Source organism: Streptomyces sp. 1222.5 (assembly GCF_900105245.1).
GTDB lineage: Bacteria > Actinomycetota > Actinomycetes > Streptomycetales > Streptomycetaceae > Streptomyces > Streptomyces albidocamelliae.
The window spans coordinates 4,945,265-4,969,318 of the sequence record NZ_FNSZ01000001.1 but is presented as its reverse complement, the minus strand read 5'-3'; the positions used below and the strand labels follow the sequence as shown (position 1 = coordinate 4,969,318).

27 protein-coding genes are annotated in these 24,054 nt (G+C 72.2%); 8 read left to right on the top strand and 19 right to left on the bottom strand.

What is annotated here, in order from left to right:
* Nucleotides 1-57 precede the first annotated feature (57 nt).
* The 3 genes from BLW57_RS22395 to BLW57_RS22385 form a co-directional block, all read right to left on the bottom strand.
* Nucleotides 58-828: a prepilin peptidase gene (locus BLW57_RS22395; protein ID WP_256339556.1), complete on the bottom strand. Its 771-nt coding sequence runs from the start codon at nucleotides 826-828 to the stop codon at nucleotides 58-60.
* Between the two features lie 66 nt (nucleotides 829-894).
* On the bottom strand, nucleotides 895-2,757 hold the full coding sequence (locus BLW57_RS22390) for a protein kinase domain-containing protein (protein WP_093476852.1): 1,863 nt from the start codon (nucleotides 2,755-2,757) through the stop codon (nucleotides 895-897).
* Nucleotides 2,758-2,807: 50 nt separating this feature from the next.
* A complete protein-coding gene (locus tag BLW57_RS22385; RefSeq protein ID WP_093476850.1) occupies nucleotides 2,808-3,656 on the bottom strand; it encodes a menaquinone biosynthetic enzyme MqnA/MqnD family protein in 849 nt (282 codons plus the stop codon).
* 286 nt (nucleotides 3,657-3,942) lie between these two features.
* Between BLW57_RS22385 and BLW57_RS22380 the strand changes: the two genes are divergently transcribed.
* The gene (locus tag BLW57_RS22380; protein ID WP_003992177.1) at nucleotides 3,943-4,146 is read left to right on the top strand and encodes a cold-shock protein; all 204 of its coding nucleotides are present in this window, start codon (nucleotides 3,943-3,945) and stop codon (nucleotides 4,144-4,146) included.
* Between the two features lie 92 nt (nucleotides 4,147-4,238).
* Here the strand turns inward: BLW57_RS22380 and BLW57_RS22375 are convergent, their stop codons facing one another.
* Nucleotides 4,239-4,802, bottom strand: a complete 564-nt coding sequence (locus BLW57_RS22375; RefSeq protein ID WP_093476848.1) for a helix-turn-helix domain-containing protein — start codon at nucleotides 4,800-4,802, stop codon at nucleotides 4,239-4,241.
* Nucleotides 4,803-4,870: 68 nt separating this feature from the next.
* Between BLW57_RS22375 and BLW57_RS22370 the strand changes: the two genes are divergently transcribed.
* Nucleotides 4,871-5,578, top strand: coding sequence for an AzlC family ABC transporter permease (locus BLW57_RS22370; RefSeq protein WP_093476845.1), 708 nt, complete (start codon nucleotides 4,871-4,873; stop codon nucleotides 5,576-5,578).
* Nucleotides 5,575-5,889, top strand: coding sequence for an AzlD domain-containing protein (locus BLW57_RS22365; RefSeq protein WP_093476844.1), 315 nt, complete (start codon nucleotides 5,575-5,577; stop codon nucleotides 5,887-5,889). The genes BLW57_RS22370 and BLW57_RS22365 overlap by 4 nt, the downstream gene beginning before the upstream one ends.
* Here BLW57_RS22365 and BLW57_RS22360 read toward each other — a convergent pair.
* Nucleotides 5,886-7,502, bottom strand: coding sequence for a serine/threonine-protein kinase (locus tag BLW57_RS22360; RefSeq protein WP_093476841.1), 1,617 nt, complete (start codon nucleotides 7,500-7,502; stop codon nucleotides 5,886-5,888). The two genes, BLW57_RS22365 and BLW57_RS22360, sit on opposite strands and share 4 nt — an antisense overlap.
* An 84-nt stretch (nucleotides 7,503-7,586) precedes the next feature.
* Here BLW57_RS22360 and BLW57_RS22355 point away from each other — a divergent pair, with 84 nt between their 5' ends.
* On the top strand, nucleotides 7,587-8,237 hold the full coding sequence (locus BLW57_RS22355; protein WP_176985685.1) for a class I SAM-dependent methyltransferase: 651 nt from the start codon (nucleotides 7,587-7,589) through the stop codon (nucleotides 8,235-8,237).
* On the opposite strand, the gene BLW57_RS22350 is transcribed toward BLW57_RS22355, so the two are convergent.
* Entirely contained in the window at nucleotides 8,196-8,393 is a 198-nt protein-coding gene (locus BLW57_RS22350) for a DUF397 domain-containing protein (protein ID WP_093476839.1), read from the bottom strand. The two genes, BLW57_RS22355 and BLW57_RS22350, sit on opposite strands and share 42 nt — an antisense overlap.
* Complete coding sequence (locus BLW57_RS22345; RefSeq protein WP_256339555.1) at nucleotides 8,390-9,247, bottom strand: helix-turn-helix domain-containing protein; 858 nt, start codon at nucleotides 9,245-9,247, stop codon at nucleotides 8,390-8,392. Before BLW57_RS22345 ends, BLW57_RS22350 begins: the two co-directional genes overlap by 4 nt.
* 107 nt (nucleotides 9,248-9,354) lie before the next feature.
* Between BLW57_RS22345 and BLW57_RS22340 the strand changes: the two genes are divergently transcribed.
* Entirely contained in the window at nucleotides 9,355-9,819 is a 465-nt protein-coding gene (locus tag BLW57_RS22340; protein ID WP_093476835.1) for an ATP-binding protein, read from the top strand.
* Here BLW57_RS22340 and BLW57_RS22335 read toward each other — a convergent pair.
* Both BLW57_RS22335 and BLW57_RS22330 read right to left on the bottom strand, forming a co-directional pair.
* Nucleotides 9,770-10,651: a LysR family transcriptional regulator gene (locus tag BLW57_RS22335; RefSeq protein WP_176985684.1), complete on the bottom strand. Its 882-nt coding sequence runs from the start codon at nucleotides 10,649-10,651 to the stop codon at nucleotides 9,770-9,772. The two genes, BLW57_RS22340 and BLW57_RS22335, sit on opposite strands and share 50 nt — an antisense overlap.
* Before the next feature lie 169 nt (nucleotides 10,652-10,820).
* Entirely contained in the window at nucleotides 10,821-12,764 is a 1,944-nt protein-coding gene (locus tag BLW57_RS22330; protein WP_093476833.1) for an AMP-dependent synthetase/ligase, read from the bottom strand.
* A gap of 270 nt (nucleotides 12,765-13,034) precedes the next feature.
* Between BLW57_RS22330 and BLW57_RS22325 the strand changes: the two genes are divergently transcribed.
* Entirely contained in the window at nucleotides 13,035-13,904 is an 870-nt protein-coding gene (locus tag BLW57_RS22325; RefSeq protein WP_093476831.1) for a MaoC family dehydratase, read from the top strand.
* A 53-nt stretch (nucleotides 13,905-13,957) separates the two neighbouring features.
* The gene (locus BLW57_RS22320; protein WP_093476828.1) at nucleotides 13,958-15,187 is read left to right on the top strand and encodes an IS701 family transposase; all 1,230 of its coding nucleotides are present in this window, start codon (nucleotides 13,958-13,960) and stop codon (nucleotides 15,185-15,187) included.
* 202 nt (nucleotides 15,188-15,389) lie between these two features.
* Here BLW57_RS22320 and BLW57_RS22315 read toward each other — a convergent pair whose 3' ends face one another.
* The 9 genes from BLW57_RS22315 to BLW57_RS22275 form a co-directional block, all read right to left on the bottom strand.
* Entirely contained in the window at nucleotides 15,390-16,040 is a 651-nt protein-coding gene (locus BLW57_RS22315) for a TetR/AcrR family transcriptional regulator (protein ID WP_093476826.1), read from the bottom strand.
* 47 nt (nucleotides 16,041-16,087) lie between these two features.
* Nucleotides 16,088-16,387, bottom strand: a complete 300-nt coding sequence (locus BLW57_RS22310) for a DUF4229 domain-containing protein (RefSeq protein ID WP_093476823.1) — start codon at nucleotides 16,385-16,387, stop codon at nucleotides 16,088-16,090.
* Nucleotides 16,388-16,462: 75 nt separating this feature from the next.
* Entirely contained in the window at nucleotides 16,463-16,987 is a 525-nt protein-coding gene (locus tag BLW57_RS22305; protein WP_093476820.1) for a GNAT family N-acetyltransferase, read from the bottom strand.
* Between the two features lie 16 nt (nucleotides 16,988-17,003).
* Nucleotides 17,004-17,651 carry a UdgX family uracil-DNA binding protein gene (locus tag BLW57_RS22300; protein ID WP_093476818.1) on the bottom strand — a complete coding sequence of 216 codons (648 nt, stop codon included), beginning with the start codon at nucleotides 17,649-17,651 and terminating at the stop codon, nucleotides 17,004-17,006.
* Between the two features lie 370 nt (nucleotides 17,652-18,021).
* Complete coding sequence (gene mqnE / locus BLW57_RS22295) at nucleotides 18,022-19,185, bottom strand: aminofutalosine synthase MqnE (RefSeq protein ID WP_093476816.1); 1,164 nt, start codon at nucleotides 19,183-19,185, stop codon at nucleotides 18,022-18,024.
* A 38-nt stretch (nucleotides 19,186-19,223) separates the two neighbouring features.
* The gene (locus BLW57_RS22290) at nucleotides 19,224-19,679 is read right to left on the bottom strand and encodes an Lrp/AsnC family transcriptional regulator (RefSeq protein WP_073901832.1); all 456 of its coding nucleotides are present in this window, start codon (nucleotides 19,677-19,679) and stop codon (nucleotides 19,224-19,226) included.
* 70 nt (nucleotides 19,680-19,749) lie between these two features.
* Complete coding sequence (locus tag BLW57_RS22285; protein WP_093476813.1) at nucleotides 19,750-20,424, bottom strand: UbiX family flavin prenyltransferase; 675 nt, start codon at nucleotides 20,422-20,424, stop codon at nucleotides 19,750-19,752.
* Between the two features lie 79 nt (nucleotides 20,425-20,503).
* Nucleotides 20,504-21,406 carry a menaquinone biosynthesis prenyltransferase MqnP gene (mqnP, locus tag BLW57_RS22280; protein ID WP_093476811.1) on the bottom strand — a complete coding sequence of 301 codons (903 nt, stop codon included), beginning with the start codon at nucleotides 21,404-21,406 and terminating at the stop codon, nucleotides 20,504-20,506.
* Complete coding sequence (locus tag BLW57_RS22275; protein ID WP_073901829.1) at nucleotides 21,403-22,860, bottom strand: menaquinone biosynthesis decarboxylase; 1,458 nt, start codon at nucleotides 22,858-22,860, stop codon at nucleotides 21,403-21,405. The genes mqnP and BLW57_RS22275 overlap by 4 nt, the downstream gene beginning before the upstream one ends.
* Nucleotides 22,861-22,945: 85 nt before the next feature.
* On the opposite strand from BLW57_RS22275, the gene BLW57_RS22270 reads away from it, so the two are divergent.
* Nucleotides 22,946-23,500, top strand: coding sequence for a TlpA family protein disulfide reductase (locus BLW57_RS22270; RefSeq protein ID WP_093476808.1), 555 nt, complete (start codon nucleotides 22,946-22,948; stop codon nucleotides 23,498-23,500).
* A gap of 4 nt (nucleotides 23,501-23,504) precedes the next feature.
* Here the strand turns inward: BLW57_RS22270 and BLW57_RS22265 are convergent, their stop codons facing one another.
* Entirely contained in the window at nucleotides 23,505-23,993 is a 489-nt protein-coding gene (locus BLW57_RS22265) for a DUF3515 family protein (RefSeq protein ID WP_093476805.1), read from the bottom strand.
* Nucleotides 23,994-24,054 lie beyond the last annotated feature (61 nt).

Here is a 24,054-nt window from a genome sequence, read left to right as displayed (position 1 = left end):
CGTCAAGGGGTTGGACGGACCGAACCAGCCTACGCCAGCGTGTTTCCTCCGAGGACGTCAGGCCGTGTACGCGCCGACCAGCAGCCCGGCGAGGGCGCCGGCCATGAGGAACGGGCCGAACGGGATCGCCGACTTGCGCCCGGCCCGCCGGGCCACGACGAGCGCGCCGCCGTAGAGGGCACCGAGCAGGAACCCGGCGAACGTGCCGAGCAGCACGGTGGGCCAGCCGTACCAGCCGAGTACGGCGCCCATGCCGACGGCCAGCTTCACGTCGCCCAGGCCCATGCCGGCGGGGTTGATCCGGTACAGCAGGTAGTAGCCGCCGCCGAGCGCGAGCGCGCCGTGGAGCGCGGTGAGCCAGTAGCCGGCGTGCTCGGGCAGCACGGCGGCGAGGCCCAGCAGGGCGAGGGCCGCGGGGGCGAGCGGCAGGGTGAGCGGGTCGGGCAGCCGCTGCACCCGGAGGTCGACGGCGGCGAGCAGCACCCCGACGGGTGCGAGCAGCAGCCAGACGGCCAGTTCGGGCCGGGTGCCGGTGGCGGTGGCAAGCGCGGCGCAGACGAGGACGGTCGCCGTGGCGAGGCGCACGACGGAGGGGGTGTTCCCGCCGGGGCCGGGGTCCGCGGGTGTCCCGTCGTGCGCGCACGCGCCGCAGTCCGCGCCACCCAGCCATCCCCGGATCCGGTGGCCGCCGGGGCACCGTTCCCGCCAGGGCTCCCCGCTCGGTACGGCGAACCGGTGCGCGGCCCGGGGCAGCAGCGTGCCCGCGAGCGCGCCCCATGCACCGGCCGTGAGCGCCAGTACGCCCGTGGTGATCCCGCCCGCGCTCATCCGGTCCCGCTTCCCGTCGACATCCGCGAATCCCCCGTGCTGTGTCGTGCCTGGTCCGTACGGCGGTCAGCGGACCTTCGTCATACGGGCCACCGGGTTGCCCTCGGCCGAGCTGTCCGAGGTGTACTTCAGGTCGTCGCCGGCCGGTGTCAGCTCCACCTGGTGCGGGGTGGGGTTGCAGCCGGCGTGGTTGGTCCCGGCGCCCTTCGAGGTGGCGAGGAGCCGGGTCTTCGTCACCTTCTTCAGGGTGAGGATGTCGGTGCAGACGGCGCCGATCGGGTCGGTCTGCCGCATCCGCCCCAACTCCTGTCCTACGGCGGCCTGGTGGACGGTGACCCGGAAGGTGCCCATGGGCAGGCTGCCGCCGAGTCCGGTGGCCGGGCCCTCCCAGGTGCCGAGGTAGCGGGCGGGGATCGGGCCGGGCGCGCCGCTCGCGGCGGTGCCGCTCGACGCCGCGCTGGGCGCCGGGGACTGGGCGCTGCCGCTGCCGGCGTTCGAGTCGCCGTCGCTCTCCTGGGACCAGGGCTTCAGCAGGGCGCCGACGCCGAGGGTCGCCACGGCCAGCGCGCCGGCGACCGCCAGGACGACCGTGCAGCTCAGTCTGCGTCCACGGCCGCCCTCCGTCGGGGCGGAGTCCGCCGCGACGCTGACGGAGACCCGGCCGGGCGGCGGAGCGTCCCGCGGCGCGGGCACGACGGTCGGCGTACCGGAGGGCACCCCGTCCGCGGGCGTCGGCACCCCGAGCACTCCCGCCGCACCGGTCGGCACCCCGAACGGCCCCCCGGCGGTGCCGGTCGACGCCCCGAACGCTCCCCCGGCCGCACCGGTCGGTGCCCCGGCCGCCCCCGGAGGCGTGCCGCTGCCGCCGAGCACCGCGCCGGGGCTGCCGGCCGCCACCCCCTGGTCCATCAGGGGCGCGGGCCCGAACACCCCCGCCCCACCACCGGGCTTCGCCCCGGCCGCGACAGCGGGGCCGCCCACCGATGGGCTGCTGAAGGGCACCGGGCCCGAATGCGGTGCCCCGGCCGTCTCCCCCGTGTCCAGGTTGAGCAGGCGTACGGCGCTGCGGCTGACCTGTTCGACCAGGGGGCCCGGCAGCCAGCCGCCCGCGATCAGACGCGAGGCTCCGTCGGGGGCGAGCCGCCGGCCCACCTCGGCGGGGCCGGGCCGGGCCGCCGGGTCCTTGGCCAGGCAGGCCGCCGCGAGGGCTCCCAGCTCACCGGTGAGCGGGCCCAGTTCGGGTTCCTCGTGGACCACTTTGTAGAGCAGGGCGGCCGAGGAGTCGCCGCGGAAGGGCGGTTCACCGGTGGCCGCGTGGACGAGGACGGCGCCGAGGGAGAAGACGTCGGCGGCGCAGGTGACGCCCTTGCCGAGGATCTGTTCGGGCGACATGTAGCCCGGGGAGCCGATGGACACCCCGGAGGAGGTCAGGGACGCCGTGCCGTCCATGGCGCGGGCGATCCCGAAGTCGATGAGGAGGGGGCCGTCCAGGGTCAGCAGCACGTTGGACGGCTTCACGTCCCGGTGGACGAGGCCGAGTTCGTGCACCGCCGCCAGCGCCTCGGCGAGGCCCGCGCCGAGGGCCCGCACGGTGTGCGCGGGCAGCGGGCCGTCGTCGGTGACGGCCGCCGCGAGGGACGGCCCGGCCGCGTACGCGGTGGCGACCCAGGGCACCCGGGCGTCCGGGTCCGCGTCCAGGACGGGCGCGGTCCAGGCGCCGCCGACCCGCCGGGCGGCGTCCACCTCGCGCCGGAACCGGGCGCGGAACTCCTCGTCCAGCGCGAAGTGCGGGTGCACGATCTTCACGGCGACCGTGCGGCCGCCCGCGCTGCGACCCAGGTAGACCCGGCCCATGCCGCCGGAACCGAGCCGGCCGAGCAGCCGGTAGGGCCCGACGACGGCCGGCTCATCGACTTCCAGCGGCTGCATGGCGCACGCTCCCCCCAACGCCTCGTGGGCAGCAGCGTAGTGACGCGCGGCTACGACCGCAGCAGGTCCACCCTCACATCGGCGGGGAAGCCCGTCGTCGGGCCCACCCGGCGGGCGAACTCGGCGACGGCCGCCAGCTGCGGCGCGCCGAAGCTGAAGTCGAGGGTGGTGAAGTACTGCTCCAGGGTGACCTCGTCGAAGGCCTCCCAGCGAGCGGCCTGTTCGGCGACCTTGCCGACCTCCTCCAGGGAGAGGTTGCGGGAGGCGAGGAAGGCCTCGTGGACCTGGCGGGTGATGGAGGGCTCGCGTGCCGCGTAGTCCCGGCGGGCCGCCCAGACCGCGAAGACGAACGGCAGGCCGGTCCACTCCTTCCAGAGGGCGCCGAGGTCGTGCACCTCCAGGCCGAAGCGCGGGCCGTCGAGGAGGTTGGCGCGCAGGGCGGCGTCGCCGATGAGGACGGCGGCGTCCGCCTCCTGCATCATCAGGCTGAGGTCGGGCGGGCAGGTGTAGTAGTCGGGCTGGACCCCGTACCGCTCGGCGAGCAGGAGCTGGGCGAGGCGGACCGAGGTGCGGGAGGTCGAGCCGAGGGCGACCCGGGCGCCGTCCAGCCGGTCGAGGGGGACCTGGGAGACGATCACGCAGGACATCACCGGGCCGTCGCAGCCGACGGCGATGTCGGGGAAGGCGACGAGGTCGTCGGCGTTGCGCAGGAACTCGACCAGGGTGACGGGTCCGATGTCGAGGTCGCCGCGCACGAGCTGCTCACTGAGCTTCTCCGGGGTGTCCTTGGTGAGCTCGAAGTCGAGGAGCGTGCCGGTTCTCGCGAGGCCCCAGTAGAGGGGGAGGCAGTTCAGGAACTGGATGTGGCCGACACGCGGCCGGGTGCGAGAATTGTCCACATCGCGAGACTAGACCCCGTGCTGTACGGTGCCGGGACCGACCCCACCGCCAAACGGGCTAGCGATGGTTCAAACATCCGGGTGACGTGATCTTGATCCCTATTGCATTCGGCTGTCCACATGCTAGGCTCGCCGCAAGTTGCAGTTTGGTTTCCCTTGCAGTACAGAGCCTGCGGAGCATGTGACCGCGGGCTCTCGTCGTTTTCAGACGAATGCAGTTGTGCAGCACCGTTTCGCACGTGCAGGTTCTGGAGCAGGGCAACCCTTTTGGGCCCAAGGAGGGCTTATGGCTACCGGAACCGTGAAGTGGTTCAACGCCGAAAAGGGCTTTGGCTTCATCGCCCAGGAAGGCGGCGGCCCCGACGTCTTCGTTCACTACTCCGCGATCAACGCCTCCGGCTTCCGCTCCCTCGAGGAGAACCAGCAGGTGAGCTTCGACGTGACGCAGGGCCCGAAGGGTCCGCAGGCGGAGAACGTCACCCCCGTCTGATCACTGCCTGATCGCAGAACCTGAGTGCAGTACCCAAGGAGCCCCGCGCCGTACGGCGATGGGGCTCCTGCCTTTTCCCGTTCATTTCCGGTTTACATGTGCTGCATGATCAGGACGAACTTCGTTCCGTCGGCGAGCGCCTCGTAGGCGTGCGGCACGTCTCCGCGGTAGGACAGGTAATCGCCCGGTTCCAGTTCGACCTCCTGCCCTCGCGGCCCCGCCTTCACGCCGCCCTCCGCGACCACGATGTGCTCGGTGGTCCCGGGAATGTGCGGTGCGGAATCCCGCACGGAGCCCGGCTCCAGCCACACGTAATAGATGTCCCTGCGCGCGCCGGGCGGACAGGCGGAGAGCAGTGAGGCGAGGTAGCTCGACTGCTCGGAGTGGACCGTGGGCCCCTGGCCGGCGCGGATCACCTGGACCGCCGGAGCGGGCGGTTCCACCAGCACGCTGAAGGGCACGCCGAGTGCCACCGCGAGCGCCCAGATCGTCTCCATGCTCGGGTTGCCGCCCGCCGCCTCCAACTGGGAGAGCGTCGACTTCGCGATGCCGGCGCGCTTGGCCAGCTCGGACAGGGACAGCCCGGCACGGGCGCGCTCGCGCTTGAGGGACGCGGCGATCCACTCCATCGGGAGCCGGGCGGGGACCTCGGACATGTCGTTCGCTCCATCGGTACGATCGTTCGCCTTGACGGACCGGCCGTCTGCTGTTCATTGTAGAGAACATGCGTTCGCTGCAACGAACACCCCTACCCCTGGAGTCAGGCGACGGCTCCCTCGTCCGGGACAGCTCACTGGTCTGGCTGGCCGGCGGCATCGTCGGTGTGTCCTTCGGTGCCGTCTCCGTCGCCGGCGGGCTGCCGGTGTGGGTGCCCGTACTCATGTCCGCGATCGTGTACGCGGGATCGGCCCAGTTCAGCGCGGTGGGGGTGTTGCTCGCCGGGGGTGGGCCGGTCGCGGCCGCGGTCACCGGGCTGCTCCTGAACACGCGGACGGCGGCCTTCAGTCTGGCCGTCGCGGAGATCATCGGCTCCGGCCGCGCCACCCGTCTCCTCGGCGCCCACCTGGTCACCGACGAGACGGTCGCCTTCGCTCTCGCCCAGTCCGATCCGGTACGGCGACGCAGGGCGTTCTGGATCTCCGGGCTCGGCCTGTTCGCCGTGTGGAACGTGGGCGTGGCGGTCGGGGCGCTGGCCGGGAGCGCGCTCGGCGACACCGCCCGCTACGGACTGGACGCCGCCTTCCCGGCCGTCCTGGTCGCGCTGGTCCTGCCCGCCGTGCGCGCGGACGCGGCGGTACGGCGGTGCGCCCTGCTCGGCGCGGCGGTCGCGCTGGCGGTCACGCCCGCCGTCCCGGCCGGGGTGCCGGTGCTGCTCGCCCTCGCCGGGCTGTTCCTCCACCGCCGCCCGGCCGGAAGGGGGGCCGCGGCATGAACGCCACACTCGCCGTGATCCTCGCCCTGGCCGTGGGCACGTACGCCTTCCGGCTCGTCGGGCCGGTGCTGCACGGGCGGGTCACCGTCCCGCCCCGGGTGCAGGAACTCGCCTCGGCCGGCGCGGTGGTGCTCCTCGTCGCCCTGCTGACCACGGGCGCGCTGACCGAGGGCGGCGGCTTCGCGGGCTGGTCCCGCCCCGCCGGGGTCCTGGTCGGGGGCGTCCTGGCCTGGCGCCGGGCGCCCTTCGCGCTCGTGGTCCTGGCCGCGGCGGCGACCACGGCGCTGCTGCGGCTGGCGGGGGTGGCCTAGGCGGCCTTCCGCCAGACGGTCAGGTCGCCCTGGAGGAAGGCGAGGTCCGCGATCGCGGTCGACTTCGTCTGGACCACGAACAGCCCGATGTTCCCCTTGGTGTCCTTCATGCAGATCTCGCTGCCGGCGGCCACCGAGGCCAGCGTCCAGTCGTGGTACTTGCCGCTCCTGAGCATGAGGCGGCACATGTCGAGCGTCGTGCCGTGACCGCCGACGATCTGGACGAACGCGGCCGTGCCGCTCGTCAGTTCACAGCTGGGCTCCCGGCAGTCGAAGCGGACGGCGTCCTTGCCGTTCTTCGCTCCGCCGTCCGGGTCGTCGAGGTTCAGCGGATGCTGCGCGTCCACCGTCAGCGGGGCGTACACATCGGCCCGCGGCCGCCGGGGCGAGGCCGCCGGGGACGGCGAGGTGCCGGCTTCCCCCTCCCCGGCCGGTCGCGCCGAGCCGGAGGAGCCCTTCGCGGGCGCCGAGGAGGAAGAGGACCGTGCCGCCGGTCCCGTCGCGGAAGTCCGGGCGCGGTCCGCGTCCTTGCCGCCCGCCGGAGACCCCGCGTCCATCAGCGACCACGCCAGGGCGACCAGCAGCAGTGCGCCGCCGGCCACCCCCGCGCCGGTCATCAGCGCGCGACGCCTCCGGGTGCCGCCCTGCGCCGCCGTCGGCCGCTGCGGATACGCGATCAGCGGCTGCGGGACGACGGGCGTGGGGTCGGGCACCGGCGCCGGAACCGTGACGTCCGGCCCGATGATCTCCCGCCACACGGCCGGTCCCCCGCCCGCATCGGCGTCCGCCCCCAGCCGCTGCCGGCACCACTGGACGATCTCCGCCGGGGTGGCCCGCTCCGCCGGGTCGGCGGTCAGGCAGCGGGCGAACAGCGGACGCAGCGGCTCGGGCAGCGCGGCGAGGTCGGGTGCGGAGTGCACGATCCGGTACAGCACGTTGAGGGCCGCGCCCTCGCCGTAGAGCGGTCGGCCCAGCGCCGCGAACGCCGCGGTCTGGCCGAGCGCGAAGACGTCGGTCGCCGCCGTGACATCACCCCCGGACGCCTGCTCCGGCGCCATGAACGAGGGCGTGCCGATCGTGCCGCCCGTCGCCGTGTACGAGGTCCCGTCGGCGGCCAGCGCGATACCGAAGTCGATCACTCGCGGCCCGTCGGCCGCCAGCAGCACGTTCGACGGCTTCAGGTCCCGGTGCACGACGTCCTCGGCATGGATGGCCTGAAGCGCCTCGGCCACCCCGGCCATCAGCCACAGCACCGCCGCCACCGGCAGCGGCCCGCGCCGGGCCACGGCCTCGGTCAGCGAGGGTCCGGGCACGTACAGGGTGGCCAGCCACGGCGGTACGGCGTCCGCGTCCGCGTCGATCAGTTCGGCGGTGTACGCGCCCCGCACCCGCCGGGCCGCCTTGATCTCCCGGCCGAACCTGCGCCGGAAGTCCGGGTCGTCCGCCAGCTCCGGCCGCACCACCTTGATGGCGACCGGCCGGCCGCCCCGGGTGTGCGCGAGGTAGACCCGGCCCATGCCGCCGGCCCCCAGCCGGGCGGCGAGCCGGTAACCCGCCACCACGGGCGGGTCGTCCGCCTGAAGCGGCTGGAAGACCTCCGTCGCCTGGTCCATCGGCCCACAACCCCCCGCTAAATGCATCGGCCAACGGCAGCAGCCTAGAGGGGATGTCAGTGCCGCTCGCTACGGTCCCTCCCCATGACCGAGACCGAGGACTTCCTGACCGCCACCCGCTCCTTCTACGACACCATCGCCGAGGACTACGCCGACCACTTCCGGAACCCGCTCGACGACAGGCCGCTGGAGCGGGCGCTGCTCGGCGCGTTCGCGGAGCAGGTGGGGCCCGACGGCACGGTCGCCGACCTCGGCTGCGGTCCCGGGGCGATCACCGGACACCTGGCCGGGCTGGGCCTGTCCGTCTTCGGCCTCGACCTGTCCGCGTCCATGATCGCCATCGCCCGCCGGGACAACCCCGCGGTCCGGTTCCAGCAAGGTTCCATGCTGGAGCTGCCCCTCACCGACGGTTCGCTGGCCGGTGTCGTGTCCTGGTACTCCAGCATCCACACGCCGGTGGAACGACTCCCCGTGCTGCTGGCCGAGTTCCACCGTGTACTGGCTCCCGGCGGCCTCGCGCTGCTCGCCTTCCAGTCCGGTGACGTGCCGCTCCGCCTCGACCGTCCCTGGGGCCGGCCCGTGGTCCTCGACTTCCACCGGCGCCGCCCCGAGCGGATGGCGGAACTGCTGTCCGGCGCCGGGTTCGCCCTTCGCGCCGTCACCGTCCGGGAACCCGTGGAGGCGTGGGGCGAGTCAGTCCCGCAGGCGTTCCTTCTCGCCCAGAAGAAAGAGTGACCACGCGGTGGGCGTCACGGTGAGATGGGGGGCGGTGGGCCGCCGCTTCGAGTCGCGGATGTGGATGGCGGTGGCCTCTAGGGCGACCTCGACACACTGGCCGCCCTCGCCGTCGCTGTAGCTGGACTTGGACCAGGTCAACTGCTCTATGTTCATCGCTCTTCCAGCACCTCCTCGATCAGGGCCAGGGACTCATGCGGGTTGAGGGCCTGCGCCCGGATGATCCCATAGCGAGCAGCGAGAACGCGGACCTCTTCTCGGTCGGTGATCAGCTTGGGGTGGCCCTGAACCTCCATGTACGCAACCTGCTCCTTCCCCTTCGGGATCAGCAAGGTGAAAGAGCCGCCAAGTGAGGGGTGCACTTCCCGGCCTGTCGGCATGACCTGAAGCTGTACGTTCCGCATGCACCCGATCCGCAGCAGCATCCTCAGCTGGTCCGTGTGCACCTTCGGCCCACCGATGGGCCGTTCCAGCACAGCCTGCTCCATGACGAAGCTGAACTCCGGTGGCGGCCACTCTTCGAAGATCTGCTGGCGCGAAAGCCTGTCCGCCACTCGCCTCTCGATGGTCTCCTCATCGAGAGGTGGGTGTCGCTGTGTGAACACCGCACGCGAGTAGTCCTCGGTTTGCAGCAGCCCCAGCACACCCATGGTGCTGTAGTCGTGCAGGGAGACGGCCTGTGCCTCCAGCGCCGCATACCCCCGATACCACTCCGGATGCCGAGTCCGTGCCTTCGTCATCGCCTCCTCCACCTGCGGGATGACCTCCGTGAACAAGCCCTCCGCCCGGAGGACTTCGTCCGCCCGCTGGAGGAACTCCGGCCTCGGTGTCCGTACCCCTCGCTCCACCGCCGAGATCTGGTCGGGGCCGTACCCCACCAGGTTGCCGAACTCCCGCTGGTTCAGGCCCGCCCGCTCCCGCATCAACCTCAGCTGCTTGCCCAGGACGACGAAGACCGCCGCCGCCCCGTTAGCCTCCGCCGGTGTCTCCGGCCTCCGCTCCTCCGCCACGCCACCCTCCGACAAGCCGTACACCGGACCCACCGCACCCGTACGGCTACGCACAGTCGCCGGGTCATCCCTGGTCAGCGTAGGGAGAACCGGCCACGCTCGGTGAGGTGAACGTAGAAATCTCCACCCCCCGGACCGAACTCGTGCAGCGGCTCAGCGCCACGCCCCGCGGCGCCCGGCTGGCCCGTCGGCTGACCGGCGGCGCGCTCGCCACCTGGGGGTTCCCGCACGACGGCGACCTCAGCCACACCGCCCAGCTCCTCGTCGCGGAACTCGCCGCCAACGCCGTCACCCACGGTCGCGTCCCGGGCCGGGACTTCGAGCTGCGACTGGCACTCCTGCCCGGCAGGGACACCCTGCGCATCGAGGTGAGCGACACCCGGAGCGACCGGCCCCTGCGCTTCCTGGACGGCGGCCTGCTGGACGAGCACGGTCGCGGACTCGTCGTCGTCCAGGTGCTGTCCGCGCTGTGGGGCGTCACCACGCGGGACGTCGGCAAGACCGTCTGGGCGGAGCTGCCGCTCAGCGCGAGGCGGCGACCGTGTCCGCGAACGCCCGCGCCGGAGGACTGAGCGCGTCCCAGCGGCGGACGGCCCAGCCGACGGGCAACGGCCGCAGGCCGGGCAGCGGGACCAGCCGCAACGGGCCCTCGCCGGGGACGGGCAGGCCGGGTACGGCGGGGACGACCGCCCGGCCCACGCCCAGCTCGGCGAGGAGCAGCGCCGTGTCCCAGTCGGCCACGCTGGGCTCGTAGGAGAACCGCACGTCCCGCTCCGCGCACGCCGCTTCGAGATGGGCGGCGGACGTGGAGTTGGGTGGCAGCCGGATGAGGCGGACGTCGGCGAGTTCCGCGGGGTCCAGGCGCGGGCGGCCGGCGAGCGGGTCGTCCGCGCGGACCGCGAGCAGCCACGGCAGTTGCGCGACCGTCCGCTGCTCGATGCCCCGCACCGGCGGACCGATGGTGATCCAGGCCAGGTCCAGCGTGCCGTCGGCGAGGGCGTCGAAGGCGCCCCGGCCCGAACTGACCGTGCGGAACTCCAGATTGACCCGGGGGTGGCGGTGGCGGAACGTGACGACCGCGTCGGACATGAAGTGCCGGACGGTGGTCGCGCCGGTGGCCACGCGGACGTGGCCGCCGTGGCCGTCGACCAGGTCGCGCAGCTGTCGTACGGCGAGGTCGAGACCGGAGATGCCCTCGGCCGCGGCGGCTTCCAGCAGCCGGCCGGCCCCGGTCGGGACGACTCCGCGCGGGCGGCGCTCCAGCAGCGCCACCCCGGTCTCCCGCTCCAGCCGTTTGACGTGCTGGCTGACGGCCGACTGGGTGCAGCCGAGGTCGCGGGCGACCGAACTCAGGCTGCCCGCGCGGCACACGGCCACGAACACACGGAGATCGTCCAGGGTCACAACACCCAAGCTAGCACTTGGGGTTGAGGAGAAAACCCAAGGATTGACTGGGCGTTGGGCGCGTACGAGGATCGTGTGCGGGCCGCGACCGACCCAGGCGGCAACCCGCTCCGCGCCCCGTCGAGTCCGGACGAGACGGGACCGGCGAGGAGCGGGTGCCGACCGTCGGTCAGCGGCGCTCGTACAGGCTCTCCACGTCCTTCGCGAAGTCCCGCATGACCTGGTCCCGGCGGAGCTTCATCGACGGGGTGAGATGGCCGGACCACTCGGTGAAGTCCACGGGCAGCACCGCGAACCGGCGGATGGACTCGGGCCGGGAGACCAGCTTGTTCGCCTCGTCCACCGCGCGCTGCAGGACGGCCGCGAGCTCCGGGTCGCCGGTGAGGAGTTCCGGCGGCACGGGATGCTTGCCGATCATCTGGCGCCAGTGGGTGATGCCGTCGGGGTCGAGGGTGATCAGCGCGCCGACGTACGGGCGTCCGTCGCCGACCAGCATCACCTGGGAGATCAGCGGGTGCTGGCGCAGCCAGTTCTCCAGCGGGGCCGGGGCCACCGACTTGCCGCCCGCAGTGATCAGCAGCTCTTTCTTGCGGCCGGTGATGGTCAGATAGCCCTCGTCGTCCAGTTCGCCGAGGTCGCCGGTGGCCAGCCAGCCGTCCCGGGTCGCCGGGACGACTCCGCCCGCCTGCGGGTCCCAGTAGCCGCGCAGCACGTGGTCGCCGGCGAGCAGGATCTCGCCGTCGGCCGCGATCCGGACCCGGGTGCCGGGCATCGGCCAGCCGACGGTGCCGAGGCGGGGCTTGAGCGGCGGGGTGACCGTGGAGGCGCCGGTGGTCTCCGTGAGGCCGTACCCCTCGAAGATCTCGATGCCGGCTCCGGCGTAGAAGGCGGCCAGGCGCCGGCCGAGGGGGGAGCCGCCGCAGATCGCGTACCGGACGCGGCCTCCCATGGCGGCGCGCAGACGGCGGTAGACGAGCGGGTCGTAGAGGGTGCGCTGGGTCTTCAGGGCGCGGTTCGGTCCGCTGCCGGTGCCGGTCTGGCGGGCTTCGAGGGCTTCGCCGTAGCGGCGGGCGACGGCGACCGCCCGGTCGAAGACGGCCGTCCGGCCGCCCGCCTCCGCCTTGGCGCGGGCCGAGTTGAAGATCTTCTCCAGCATGTAGGGGATGGTCAGCAGCGCGGTCGGCCGGAAGGCGGCCAGGTCCGGCAGCAGGTCGTCCGCGGCCAGGCTGGGCGCGTGGCCGAGGCGGACACCTGCGCGGACGCAGGCGATGGCCACCATCCGGCCGAAGACGTGGGACATGGGCAGGAAGAGGAGGACCGACGGCTCCTCGCCCCGCGCCTTGAAGACCGGGTGGAGCAGTTCGATGGCGTTGTCGACCTCGGCGAAGAAGTTGCCGTGCGAGAGGGCGCAGCCCTTGGGGCGGCCGGTGGTGCCCGAGGTGTAGATGAGCGTGGCGAGGGTGTCGGGGCCGAGCATGCCCCGGCGTACGGCCACCTCGCCGTCCGGCACCTCCGCGCCCGCCTCGGCGAGCCGTTCCACGTGGTCCTTGTCCATCACCCACAGGTGCCTGAGGTCGGGCAGGTGCTGGAGTTCGGGGCCGATGGCGGCGGCCTGCGCGGCGGTCTCGGTGACCAGGGCGACCGCGCCGGAGTCGTGCAGGATCCAGCGGGTCTGGAAGACGGAGGAGGTGGGGTAGACGGGGACGGTGACGAGGCCCGCGGCCCAGGAGGCGAAGTCGAGCAGGGTCCACTCGTACCGGGTGCGGGCCATCACGGCGATCCGGTCGCCCGGCTGCAGTCCTTCGGCGATCAGCCCCTTGGCCACCGCGAGCACCTGCTCGGCGAACCGCGCGGCGGTGACGTCCGCCCAACTGCCGTCGGGCAGTCGGCGGCTGAGCGCGACGGCACCGGGGGCCGCCTCGGCGTTCTCGAACGGCAGGTCGGCCAGCGAGCCATGGGTGACCGGTGGCGCGAACGGCGGTACGGACGCCTCCCGGACGGCCCCGTCGAGGCGCCGGACCTCGGGTTCCACGAGGACCGGGCGGCCGTCGTAGTCGGTGGCGGAGACCGGGGCGCCGGAGGAGACGGGGGCGTTCTGGTACGGGGTGGACACGGGCGGCTCCTCAGGCGTGCGTACACCGGCGGTGGCCACCGAAATGAGGGTTACCGACGGTTAGGCAGGTGATCGTACGGGTCCGCCGTGAGGGGGTTGTGCGGGTTCGGGAAGGGTCCGGGGCCGGGGATGTGCAGCCTCACGGGTTATGTGAGGGGGGCTCACTTTTGACTTACCTCCGGTAACCTTACTCTGGAGTAAGAATTTGTCAGCCCTTCGGAACCGAGCCGCGCGGGAGTCACACATGGCCGACCGCCACCGGAGCCCCAGATGAGCACCGTCACCCTGAGCGCGCCCCCGGCACTGGCCCCGCTGCTGGCCCGGGGCGCCCTGCGCTCCCCCTTCAAGCGCCCGGCCCGGGGCGCCGGCCACCCGCGCACCCGGCTCCTGCTCCCCGGCCTCCGCGTCGACCTCGCGAGACTGGCCGCGTACGAGCGGGTGTGCGGCTTCGCCACCGGCGCCGATGCGCTGCCCGTCACCTATCCGCACGTCCTCGGATTCCCGCTCGCCATGCGCCTGATGAGCGACCGGGACTTCCCGCTGCCGCTGCTGGGCCTCGTCCACACGTCCATCGAGATCGTCCGCCACGCCGACCTGCCCGCCACCGGGGAGTACGAACTCGCCGTGCACGTCGACGGACTCACCCCGCACCGGCGCGGGACCGAGGCCACCGTGGTGACCGGGCTGCGGTCCGGCGGCGACCTCGTCTGGGAGTCCCGCAGCACCTACCTGGCCCGGCACCGCACCGAGGGCGGTACGGCAGCCGGGGCGCGGCGGGACGACACCGCGCTGCCCGCCGTCGCCGAGTGGCGGCTGGCCGGGGACGTGGGACGCCGGTACGGAGCCGCCTCCGGCGACCGCAACCCCATCCACCTGCACCCGTTCACCGCCCGCCTGTTCGGCTTCCCGCGGGCCATCGCGCACGGCATGTGGACCGTGGCCCGCTGCCTGGCCGCCCACGGCACGGCGGGCTCCGCCGTGGTGCGGGCCGAGTTCCGGGCGCCGGTGCTGCTGCCGGGGGCGGTGACGTACGGGGCCGACGGCGCCGGCCGCTTCTCCCTGCGGGGCCCGGACGGCAGGCTCCACCTCACCGGCGAGGTGGTTCCGCTGTCCGGCGGCGTTCGGGGCGAAGCCCCCTAGTAGTGCTTCGTTACGTTGGGTGATCTCGCCTGGTGGTGGGCAGCCTTTCCGGTATGAGGTTGGGGGAAGTGGAACTGCTCCGGGGTGAGTTAGCGGAGTTCGTTGCCGATGTGTTCGAGTCGGTGCCGCGGCGGGATCAACGCCGCTGGGGCGAGTGTTATCTGCGGGGTCTGATGCTGGACGGCCGCCGCAAGTCGATCCAGCCGATGGCGGAACGGCTGCCGGACGGGAACATGCAGGCCCTGCAGCAGTTCGTGAACCAGTCGCCGTGGGAGTGGTCGCCGGTGCGGCGGCGGATCGCCGAGCGGCTGTGCGAGGTGATCGCTCCCGATGTGTGGGTGGTCGACGACGTGTCGTTCCCCAAGTGCGGCACCGCGTCGGTCGGGGTGGCCCGGCAGTACTGCGGAGCATTGGGCAAGCGGGCGAACTGCCAGGTCGCGGTCAGTGTCCACGCGGCCACCGACACCGCTTCGTGCCCACTGGAGTGGGACTTGTTCCTGCCCGAGGAATGGGCGGGGGACCAGCTGCGGCGCCGACGGGCCGGGGTGCCCGACGAGGTCGACCACGCGTCCAAGACACGTCTGGCACTCGGCCTGCTGGACCGGCTCGCCGACCAGGGGCTGGTGGTGCCGGTGATCGTGGCGGACGCCGGCTATGGCCGCAGCGTCTCCTTCCGGCTCGCGCTCGAGGAACGCCGCTGGTCCTACGTGATGGCGGTGGATCCCAAAGAGATCGTTCGACCTGCGACGGCTGAGCCGTCTCAGCCTGCCTATGGCGGCCTGGGGCCGCCCACACTGCCCCGTTACCGCGAGCCGGCCCGGCCCCTGCCCGACCTCATCGACGCCCGCACCCGCTTCGAGGAGGTCACCTGGCGGCAGGGCAGCAAAGGTGGAATGACCTCGCGTTTCGCCATGCTGAAGGTGCGGCCGTCGGGCAAGGAAGCCACCCGCACCGCGCAAGAACAGGCCGGCGGACGCAGCCGCTGGGACGGAGTGCTGCCGCTGCGGACCCTGCTCGTCGAACAGCCCGAAGACGCGGCCGAACCAACCGGTTACTGGATGAGCAACCTGCCAGCCAGCACCCCGATCGCCGACCTGGTGAGGTGGGCGAAGATGCGCTGGCGGATCGAGCACGACTACCGCGAACTCAAACACGGCCTGGGCTTGGACCACTTCGAGGGCCGCACTTGGCGCGGTTGGCACCACCACGTCACCCTCGTCACCGCCGCCCAGGCCTTCCTCACCCTCAGGCGACTCGACCCAAAAGCCCAGACGCCGGCCTGACCCTCTACCAGGTCCTCGACACACTCCAGGACCTGCTGAAGTGCTGGACCGGCACCTGCACTACCTGCGGCCGAACCCTGCCCCGCAACAGAACCAGACTGAGAACCTAACGAAGCACTACTAGGGCCTGTCGTGTGGATCAGGCCGGCCTGGCTCACGGTGCCTTTTCGCGCGACGCGGGCATGATCCAAACGAGACGCCCCTAGGCCTCGGTCGTGGGCGGGGTCCACACCTGGCCGCCCAGCAGGGCGCCGAGGCCCGACCAGGCGAAGCTCATCAGGGTGGCCGCCGCCTGACGGACCGTGACGCCGGCGGTGGTGTTGGCCCACGCGGCGAGGGACTCGGCCGCGCCGACCAGCGCCTCGGCGAGCCCGGCGACCTCACGCTCGGGCAGGTGCGGATCCCCGTGGGCGTCCCGCGCCGCGACCGCGATCAGCCGGGTCACGAACGCCACGATCTCCTCGCGCATCGAGGCGACCTCGGCCGCGAACCGCTCACCGTGGGTACGGGCCTGCAGATGCAGCACGGACCAGGCGTCGGGATGCTCCGAGGTGTGCGCGAAGAACGCCTGGAGCCCGTCCCAGAGTTGCCGGTCGGCGGGCAGGTCCGGCCGCACGCCGGTGCGCACCGCCTCGGTCAGCGCGGCGGCCTCCCGGCGGATGCACGCGGTGAACAGGTCTTCCTTGGAATTCAGGTACAGGTACACCAACGGCTTGGACACGCCCGCCAGTTCGGCGATCTCGTCCATCGACGCCGCCATGTACCCGCGTCGGCCGAAAATCCGTACGGCGGCGTCCAGCATCTGCTGCTCCCGCACCGCACGCGGCATCCGCTTGGTCTTCACGGCACCCATGGGACAAGCCTAGTTGGGGCCGGGGGCACCGGGAGTCGGGTACTCGGTCAGGATGCGCGGCCCTGCGCGGCGGCCGGGTCCTCGACGCCGTCCTCCTGGTTGCGGTTGGCGTCCAGGTTGGCCTTGATCCGGTCGACCCGGCCGGCGACGTGCACCGAGGCCCGCTCGCGCTCCTTGCGCAGGACCACCCAGCTGACCGGCGCGGAGAGGACCAGGGAGAGCAGCAGGACCCAGAAGAAGTTGGCGTTGCCGTAGCCCCGCGGGAAGATGCCGGAGTAGACGGCTCCCCAGACGACGACGAGGCAGCCGGCGAAGATGCCGAAGCGCATCAGCGTGTAGCGGAGCATCTCAATCCAGTCTTCCGATTCCAAAAAGGGTCATCGTCCAGTGAAGCACGGCCGGCAGGCGATCATTCAGCGGGGTCAGCCGAGCGGCAGCAGCATGGTGACGTCGTCGCGGTCGTCGTCCGGGGCGACGCGGATGGCGGCGGGCACCCGGCCGACCTCCTTGTAGCCGCAGGAGCCGTAGAAGCGCTCCAGGCCGAGCCCGCCCCGGCAGGTCAGCCGTATCGCCTCGATGCCGTCGAGACCGCGGGCCGCGTCCGCGGCGGCGGCCAGCAGGTCGCGGCCGTACCCCTTGCCCTGGTGCCTCGGGTGGACCATCACCGTGTACAGCCACAGCCAGTGCGTCATCAGCCGGTGCGTGTTGTGGGTGAGGAAGGCGGTCGCGGCCACCTCGCCGCCCTCGTCGTGACCGACGACGAGCCGGGTACGCCCCTCGGTCATCTGGGCGAGATGCCGCACCAGTTCCGGCCGCACCTGCTCGCGGGTCACCGGGGGCACGAAGCCGACGGCTCCGCCCGCGTTGGAGACGTCCGTCCACAGATCGAGGATGCCGTCGCGCAGGGCAGGGGTGAGGGCCGGGTTCAGCGTGAAGGTAAGGGGCATGGCGGGAGTGTATCTATTACCCGAGGGCCTGCACAGCCACTTTCAGATCGGCCACCAGGCCCTGGTAGGCGCCCTCCCGGTCGTCCGCGCGCAGCACGGCCGAGGGGTGCACGGTCGGCACCAGCCGCTCCGGGCGCCCGTGGATCTCCTCCTCCAGCACGGTCCCGCGCACCGGGCCCACCCGGAACGAGGAGCCGAGCAGCGCCTTGCCGGCCGTGGCTCCCAGGATCACGATCAGCTCCGGCTCCACGACGGCCAGCTCGGCCGCGAGCCACGGGGCGCAGGCGGCTGCCTCCCGCAGCGTCGGCGGCTTGTGGATGCGTCGCTTGCCCGGCTCGGACCGGGTGAACTTGAAGTGCTTGACGGCGTTGGTGACGTAGGCGTCCGCCGGGTTCAGGCCGGCCTCTTCGAGGGCGCGGCCGAGGAGTCTGCCGGCGGGGCCGACGAAGGGCCTGCCCCGACGGTCCTCCTGGTCGCCGGGCTGCTCGCCGACGAGCATCACGCGGGCGGAGGCCTTGCCGGCTCCGAAGACGGTCTGGGTGGCGTCCCGGTGCAGGGGGCAGCCGCGGCAGTCGGCGGCGGCCCGGCGCAGGGCGGCGAGTCCTTTGCGGGCGGGGACGAAGGGCTCCGCCGTGTACGCGTCCTCGGGGGTTCGGGTGGCCATGGGGACCGAGTACCCGCCGCGGGGGCCTGGGCCGTGTGTCGTCCGCGGGTGCGTGGTGGCGGAACCCGGGCCGTGTGTCGTCCGCGGGTGCCTCGTGGCCGGGCGCGCAGTTCCCCGCGCCCCTGGGTCGGGACAGCGGGCGCCGACCGGGAAGGCACCGCCCGTCGGCGCACCCGGGCCGTGTGTCGTCCGCGGGTGCGCGGTGGCCGGGCGCGCAGTTCCCCGCGCCCCTGGGTCGGGACAGCGGGCGCCGACCGGGAAGGCACCGCCCGTCGGCGCACCCGGGCCGTGTGTCGTCCGCGGGTGCGCGGTGGCCGGGCGCGCAGTTCCCCGCGCCCCTGGGTGGGGACAGCGGGCGCCGGTCAGGAGGTCAGACTCGCATCGGCTGGGGGGAGTCGCGGCGGGCCGGGTCCGGGCCGTCGTACTCGCGGATGATCTCGTAGCGGGTGTTGCGCTCCACCGGGCGGAAGCCCGCGTCGCGGATCAGGTCGAGCAGGTCCTCGCGGGTCAGCTTGTTCGGCGTGCCGTAGTTGTCCGCGTCGTGCGTGATCTTGTACTCGACGACCGAACCGTCCATGTCGTCGGCGCCGTGCTGGAGGGCCAGCTGGGCGGTCTGCACGCCGTGCATCACCCAGAACACCTTCACGTGCGGCACGTTGTCGAAGAGCAGACGGGAGACCGCGAAGGTCTTCAGGGCCTCCGCGCCGGTAGCCATCTGGGTACGGGCCTGAAGGCGGTTGCGGATCTTGCCGTCCTTCATGTCCACGAAGTCGTGCTGGTAGCGCAACGGGATGAAGACCTGGAAGCCGTTCGTCTCGTCCTGCAGCTCGCGGAGACGGAGCACGTGGTCCACCCGGTGCCGCGGCTCCTCGATGTGGCCGTACAGCATGGTGCACGGGGTCTTCAGACCCTTCTCGTGCGCCAGCCGGTGGATGCGCGACCAGTCCTCCCAGTGGGTCCGGTGGTCCACGATGTGCTGCCGGACCTCCCAGTCGAAGATCTCGGCGCCGCCGCCGGTCAGCGACTCCAGACCGGCGTCGATCAGCTCGTCCAGGATCTCGGAGGCCGACAGACCGGAGATCGTCTCGAAGTGGTGGATCTCCGTCGCCGTGAACGCCTTCAGCGAGACGTTCGGCAGGGCCGCCTTCAGCTCGCGCAGCGACCGGGGGTAGTACCGCCACGGCAGGTTCGGGTGCAGGCCGTTGACGATGTGCAGCTCGGTGAGGTTGTCCGACTCCATCGCCTTGGCGAGCTTGACGGCCTCCTCGATGCGCATCGTGTACGCGTCCTTCTCGCCCGGCTTGCGCTGGAACGAGCAGTAGGCGCAGGAGGCCGTGCACACGTTGGTCATGTTCAGGTGCCGGTTGACGTTGAAGTGGACCACGTCACCGTTCTTGCGGGTCCGCACCTCGTGCGCGAGCCCGCCGAGCCACGCCAGGTCGTCCGACTCGTACAGCGCGATGCCGTCCTCGCGGGACAGCCGCTCACCGGAGCGGACCTTCTCCTCCAGCTCGCGCTTGAGACCGACGTCCATGCCAACACCTTTCTCCGACAGCCCGACCAACGGTATCCCTAGACCTCTTCGGGAAGCTCCCCGACCCGGTTCTCCCACTTCGTGGACAGCACGATCGTGGTACGGGTGCGGGAGACGCCCTTGGTGCCGCTGAGCCGCCTGATCGTCTTCTCCAGGCCGTCGACGTCCGTCGAACGCACCTTGAGCATGAAGGAGTCGTCACCGGCGATGAACCAGCAGTCCTCGATCTCCGGCAGGTCCCGCAGCCGCTGGGCCACGTCCTCGTGGTCGGCGGCGTCGGAGAGCGAGATGCCGATCAGCGCGATGACGCCGAGGCCGAGGGAGGCCGCGTTCACCGTGGCGCGGTAGCCGGTGATGACTCCCGCCGCCTCCAGCCGGTTGATGCGGTCGGTGACGCTGGGTCCCGACAGGCCGACGAGGCGCCCAAGCTCCGCGTAGGAGGCCCGGCCGTTCTCCCTCAGGGCCTGGATGAGCTGCCTGTCCACCGCGTCCATGCGATCGAAGCCTTCCGCTGAAGAGTTCCGAAGTGTGATGAGAGGTACTGCGCCTTGCTCCCGGCGGGCGCTACCGGCCGGCTGTGCCGCCGCCCAGCTCGCCCCGCCACCGCCGGTACAGGCCGTGTCCGACGCCCGCCGCGTCCAGCACCCGGCCGGCGACGAAGTCCACCAGGTCCTGGATGTGGGTGGCGCCCGCGTAGAAGGCGGGCGAGGCCGGCACGACCGTGGCGCCGGCGTCGTCCAGCGCGACGAGATGCCGCAGTGTCTGTCCGTTCAGGGGGGTCTCCCGCACGGCGACGACCAGGGTGCGGCGCTCCTTCAGTGTGACGCTCGCCGCCCGCTGGAGCAGGTCCTTGGACAGGCCGAGCGCCACACCGGCCACACAGGCCGTGGAGGCCGGCACGATGAGCATCCCCTTCGCCGGGTACGACCCCGAGGACGGCCCGGCGGCGAGGTCGCCCGCGCCCCAGTACCGCACCCCGCTGACGTCCACGTCGAAGGTCCCGGGCTTGCCGTCGGCGCCCCGGGCAAGCCATTCCCGCAGGTCCTCCTGCCAGTGGGCGTCACGGAACGAGATCCCCGTCTCGTCCAGCAGCGTCAGCCGCGAGGCCCGGCTGACCACCAGGTCGACCGCTTCCCCCGCCCCCAGCAGCGCCCGCAGCACGGCAGCCGCATACGGCGTACCGGAAGCTCCGGACACCCCCACGATCCAAGGCTCGCGCCGCGATTCTCCTGCGTTCACACCTTGAGCGTACCGGCGGGTCGCCCATGCCTCAGGCCGGGTCGCCCACCGCGCGGAATCCGGGTGTCAGGCCGGCCGGTCAGACGGTCAGACCACGCACCAGGAGGTCCAGCAGCGCGCACACGAACAGGGCGATGCCGATGAAGCCGTTGACCGAGAAGAACGCCCGGTCGAGGCGGGACAGATCGTGCGGGCGGACGATGCGGTGCTCGTAGACGAAGGCGCCCGCCACGATCGCCAGACCCAGCCAGAAGAACGCGCCGGCGTGGGTGGCCAGGGCGTACCAGACGAAGAGCGCCGTGGTGACGGTGTGGCAGGCGCGCGCACCCCAGATCGCCGCCGGGATGCCGAAGCGGGCCGGCACCGACCTGACGCCGATCTCACGGTCGGTCTCGACGTCCTGGCAGGCGTAGATCAGGTCGAAGCCGCCGATCCAGACGCCCACGGCGAGGCCGAGGATCACCGAGTCCCACGACCAGGACCCGGAGACGGCCAGCCAGCCGCCGATGGGGCCCATGGCCTGGGCGAGACCGAGGATGGCCTGCGGGAAGTCGGTGAACCGTTTCCCGTAGGGGTAGACCACCATCGGGATCACCGCGACCGGCGCGAGGGCCAGGCACAGCGGGTTCAGCAGGGCGGCCGACCCGAGGAAGACCACCAGAGCGACGAGGGCGCCGGTCCAGGCGTGGCGCACGGACATCGCGCCCGTCACCAGTTCGCGGTGGGCCGTGCGCGGGTTACGGGCGTCGACCTCGCGGTCGATGATCCGGTTGACGGCCATCGCGAACGTGCGCAGGCCGACCATGCAGACGGTGACCAGCAGCAGCCGGCCCCAGTGGATGTTCCTGTCCCACTGGTACATCGCCGTGAGGGCGGCGATGTACGCGAAGGGCAGGGCGAAGACCGAGTGCTCGATCATCACCAGCCGCAGGAACGCCTTGGTGCGCCCCGGCCGGGGGATCGCGGCGGACGCGCTGCTCACAGGCCGTACTCCTTCCAGCGGCGGTCCACCAGGGCCGCCGTATCCGGGTCGGACAGGACCATGTCCGGCCACCCGCCGTCGCGCGTGTAGCCCTCCTCGGGCAGCTTCTTCGTCGCGTCGATGCCCGCCTTGCCGCCCCAGAACTGCTGGTAGGAGGCGTGGTCGAGATGGTCGACGGGGCCTTCGACGACCGTGAGGTCACGGGCGTAGTCGGTGTTGCCGAGGGCGCGCCAGGCGACCTCGTGCAGGTCGTGCACGTCGCAGTCGGCGTCCACGACGACGATCAGCTTGGTCAGGGACATCATGTGCGCCCCCCAGATCGCGTGCATCACCTTCTGCGCGTGCTTCGGGTACTTCTTGTCGATCGAGACGATCGCGCAGTTGTGGAAGCCGCCGGCCTCGGGCAGGTGGTAGTCCACGATGTCCGGGACGATGATCTTCAGCAGGGGGAGGAAGAAGCGTTCCGTGGCGCGGCCGAGCGGGCCGTCCTCCGTGGGCGGGCGGCCGACCACGATCGACTGGAGCAGCGGCCGCTTCCGCATCGTCACGCAGTCGATCTTCAGCGCGGGGAAGGGCTCCTGCGGGGTGTAGAAACCGGTGTGATCGCCGAACGGCCCCTCGGGCAGCATCTCGCCCGGCTCCAGCCAGCCCTCCAGGACGACCTCGGCGTTCGCCGGGACCTGGAGCGGAACCGTCTTGCAGTCCACCATCTCGATCCTCCTGCCGGAGACGAACCCGGCGAAGAGGTACTCGTCGATGTCCCCGGGCAGCGGGGCGGTGGAGGCGTACGTCACCGCCGGCGGGCAGCCGAAGGCGATCGCGACCGGCAGCCGTTCGCCCCGGCGCGCGGCGACCTGGTAGTGGTTCCGGCTGTCCTTGTGGATCTGCCAGTGCATGCCGATGGTGCGCCTGTCGTGGCGCTGGAGGCGGTACAGGCCGAGGTTGCGGATGCCGGTCTCGGGGTCCTTGGTGTGGGTCAGGCCCAGGTTGAAGAAGGAGCCGCCGTCCTGGGGCCAGGTGAAGAGCGCCGGGAGCCGGTCCAGGTCGACCTCGTCGCCGTGCAGGACGACCTCCTGCACCGGCGCGGCCGCGGACTTCACCTTCTTCGGCGGCACGTGCGTCATGGCGCCGAGCTTCCCGAAGGCCTCGCGCACGCCGACGAAGCCGTGCGGCAGCTCCGGCCGCAGCAGGCCGCCGATCTTCTCGGAGATCTCGCCGTACGACTTCAGGCCCAGCGCCTTGAGCAGCCGCCGGTCGGTGCCGAAGACGTTCATCGCGAGGGGCATCGCGGAGCCCTTGACGTTCTCGAAGAGCAGCGCCGGGCCCCCGGACTTCTGTACCCGGTCGACGATCTCCCCGACTTCGAGGTAGGGGTCGACCTCGGCCTTGATGCGCTTGAGGTCACCCTCGCGCTCCAGCGCCCGCAGCAGGGAGCGAAGATCGTCGTAAGCCATGGGGCCAAGTATCGCCGACGTACCGCTTTGTCCCGGCGCCACCCCCGCCCGTTCGCCGGTGGCGCGGCTGGAATACTCGTCGATCATGAGACGTCACCGCCGGCTGCCGCTTCTCGCCCTGCTGCTCGCCCTGGCCGGGTGCGCGCCCGCGACGGAGCCGGGCGGCGCGTCCGGGCCGCCGCTCAGGAGCGTCCCGGCGGCCGACCGCGGTGCCGCGCCGGACCTCGCCGGCAGCACCCTCGACGGCCGGTCCGTGCGCCTCTCCGACTACCGCGGGAAGGTCGTGGTCCTGAACGTGTGGGCGCCCTGGTGCGGCCCCTGCCGTGCCGAGGCGCCCGAACTCTCCCGTGCGCAGAAGCATTTGAAGGCGAAGGGCGTACAGGTGCTGGGCCTGGAGACGGACGCGGAGCGCGGGGCGGGCCTGGCGTTCCAGCGCGACCACGGCCTGGCCTACCCGAGCCTGCACGACCCCGGCGGCCGGCTGCTCACCCGGCTGCCCCGGGAGTTCCGGCCCCAGTCGCTGCCGTACACCCTGCTCATCGACCGGAACGGGAAGCTGGCGGGCCTGTGCGTCAGCCCCCTCACGGAGGCGGAGGTCACGGGCCTCACCCGCCCACTGCTGCGCGAGAAGGCCCGCTGACCGGTCAACCGCTCCGCAGACAGTGGTCGTTCTGGCGGACCGGCGCGACCAGCCGGCTCACCTCCGTCAGGACGGCGTCGGGCTGCCGTACCGAGTCCGCGATCGACAGCTCCACGGCGGGGCGCCTGCCGTAGGTGACGACGAGTTTCCGCCCGTCCCGGGACGCGGCCTCCCTCAGTACCCAGTCCACGCCGTTCACGGAGAAGCACGGGTCCTTCGTGGGCACCGGCGGTGTCAGGCCGCAGCGCAGCCGCACCGCCCCGTGGCCCCACACCGCGAGGCCCTCGAAGGTGACCCGGTCGCGGCGGTCGCCGTCCAGCCGGTCCGGGTAGCGGTCCGCGATCCGCGTGCACGCCGCGTCCTTCGCCAACGGCCCCTGCCGCAGGCCGAACACCGGCGAGGACAGCTCCCGCGCCACCAGCAGCCCGGCGAGGAGCAGCCCGCCGGCGGCCACCCCGGCCGCCGCCCGGCGCCTGCGTGTACGCACTCCCATCGCGCCTTCCCCCGTTCCCTTCGATCCGCCGTCGGTCATCGGCGATCAAGGAACAACCATC

What these genes read in the sequence shown, in the direction of transcription:
- BLW57_RS22365 (WP_093476844.1), top strand. Translation starts at nt 5,575, where the DNA reads ATGAACGCCACACTCGCCGTGATCCTCGCCCTGGCCGTGGGCACGTAC.
- BLW57_RS22395 (WP_256339556.1), bottom strand. Translation starts at nt 828, where the DNA reads ATGAGCGCGGGCGGGATCACCACGGGCGTACTGGCGCTCACGGCCGGT.
- BLW57_RS22390 (WP_093476852.1), bottom strand. Translation starts at nt 2,757, where the DNA reads ATGCAGCCGCTGGAAGTCGATGAGCCGGCCGTCGTCGGGCCCTACCGG.
- BLW57_RS22270 (WP_093476808.1), top strand. Translation starts at nt 22,946, where the DNA reads ATGAGACGTCACCGCCGGCTGCCGCTTCTCGCCCTGCTGCTCGCCCTG.
- BLW57_RS22300 (WP_093476818.1), bottom strand. Translation starts at nt 17,651, where the DNA reads ATGGCCACCCGAACCCCCGAGGACGCGTACACGGCGGAGCCCTTCGTC.
- BLW57_RS22380 (WP_003992177.1), top strand. Translation starts at nt 3,943, where the DNA reads ATGGCTACCGGAACCGTGAAGTGGTTCAACGCCGAAAAGGGCTTTGGC.
- BLW57_RS22305 (WP_093476820.1), bottom strand. Translation starts at nt 16,987, where the DNA reads ATGCCCCTTACCTTCACGCTGAACCCGGCCCTCACCCCTGCCCTGCGC.
- BLW57_RS22290 (WP_073901832.1), bottom strand. Translation starts at nt 19,679, where the DNA reads ATGGACGCGGTGGACAGGCAGCTCATCCAGGCCCTGAGGGAGAACGGC.
- BLW57_RS22360 (WP_093476841.1), bottom strand. Translation starts at nt 7,502, where the DNA reads ATGGACCAGGCGACGGAGGTCTTCCAGCCGCTTCAGGCGGACGACCCG.
- BLW57_RS22350 (WP_093476839.1), bottom strand. Translation starts at nt 8,393, where the DNA reads ATGAACATAGAGCAGTTGACCTGGTCCAAGTCCAGCTACAGCGACGGC.
- BLW57_RS22315 (WP_093476826.1), bottom strand. Translation starts at nt 16,040, where the DNA reads ATGGGTGCCGTGAAGACCAAGCGGATGCCGCGTGCGGTGCGGGAGCAG.
- BLW57_RS22265 (WP_093476805.1), bottom strand. Translation starts at nt 23,993, where the DNA reads ATGGGAGTGCGTACACGCAGGCGCCGGGCGGCGGCCGGGGTGGCCGCC.
- BLW57_RS22370 (WP_093476845.1), top strand. Translation starts at nt 4,871, where the DNA reads ATGCGTTCGCTGCAACGAACACCCCTACCCCTGGAGTCAGGCGACGGC.
- BLW57_RS22325 (WP_093476831.1), top strand. Translation starts at nt 13,035, where the DNA reads ATGAGCACCGTCACCCTGAGCGCGCCCCCGGCACTGGCCCCGCTGCTG.
- BLW57_RS22310 (WP_093476823.1), bottom strand. Translation starts at nt 16,387, where the DNA reads ATGCTCCGCTACACGCTGATGCGCTTCGGCATCTTCGCCGGCTGCCTC.
- BLW57_RS22355 (WP_176985685.1), top strand. Translation starts at nt 7,587, where the DNA reads ATGACCGAGACCGAGGACTTCCTGACCGCCACCCGCTCCTTCTACGAC.
- mqnE (WP_093476816.1), bottom strand. Translation starts at nt 19,185, where the DNA reads ATGGACGTCGGTCTCAAGCGCGAGCTGGAGGAGAAGGTCCGCTCCGGT.
- BLW57_RS22275 (WP_073901829.1), bottom strand. Translation starts at nt 22,860, where the DNA reads ATGGCTTACGACGATCTTCGCTCCCTGCTGCGGGCGCTGGAGCGCGAG.
- BLW57_RS22320 (WP_093476828.1), top strand. Translation starts at nt 13,958, where the DNA reads ATGAGGTTGGGGGAAGTGGAACTGCTCCGGGGTGAGTTAGCGGAGTTC.
- BLW57_RS22375 (WP_093476848.1), bottom strand. Translation starts at nt 4,802, where the DNA reads ATGTCCGAGGTCCCCGCCCGGCTCCCGATGGAGTGGATCGCCGCGTCC.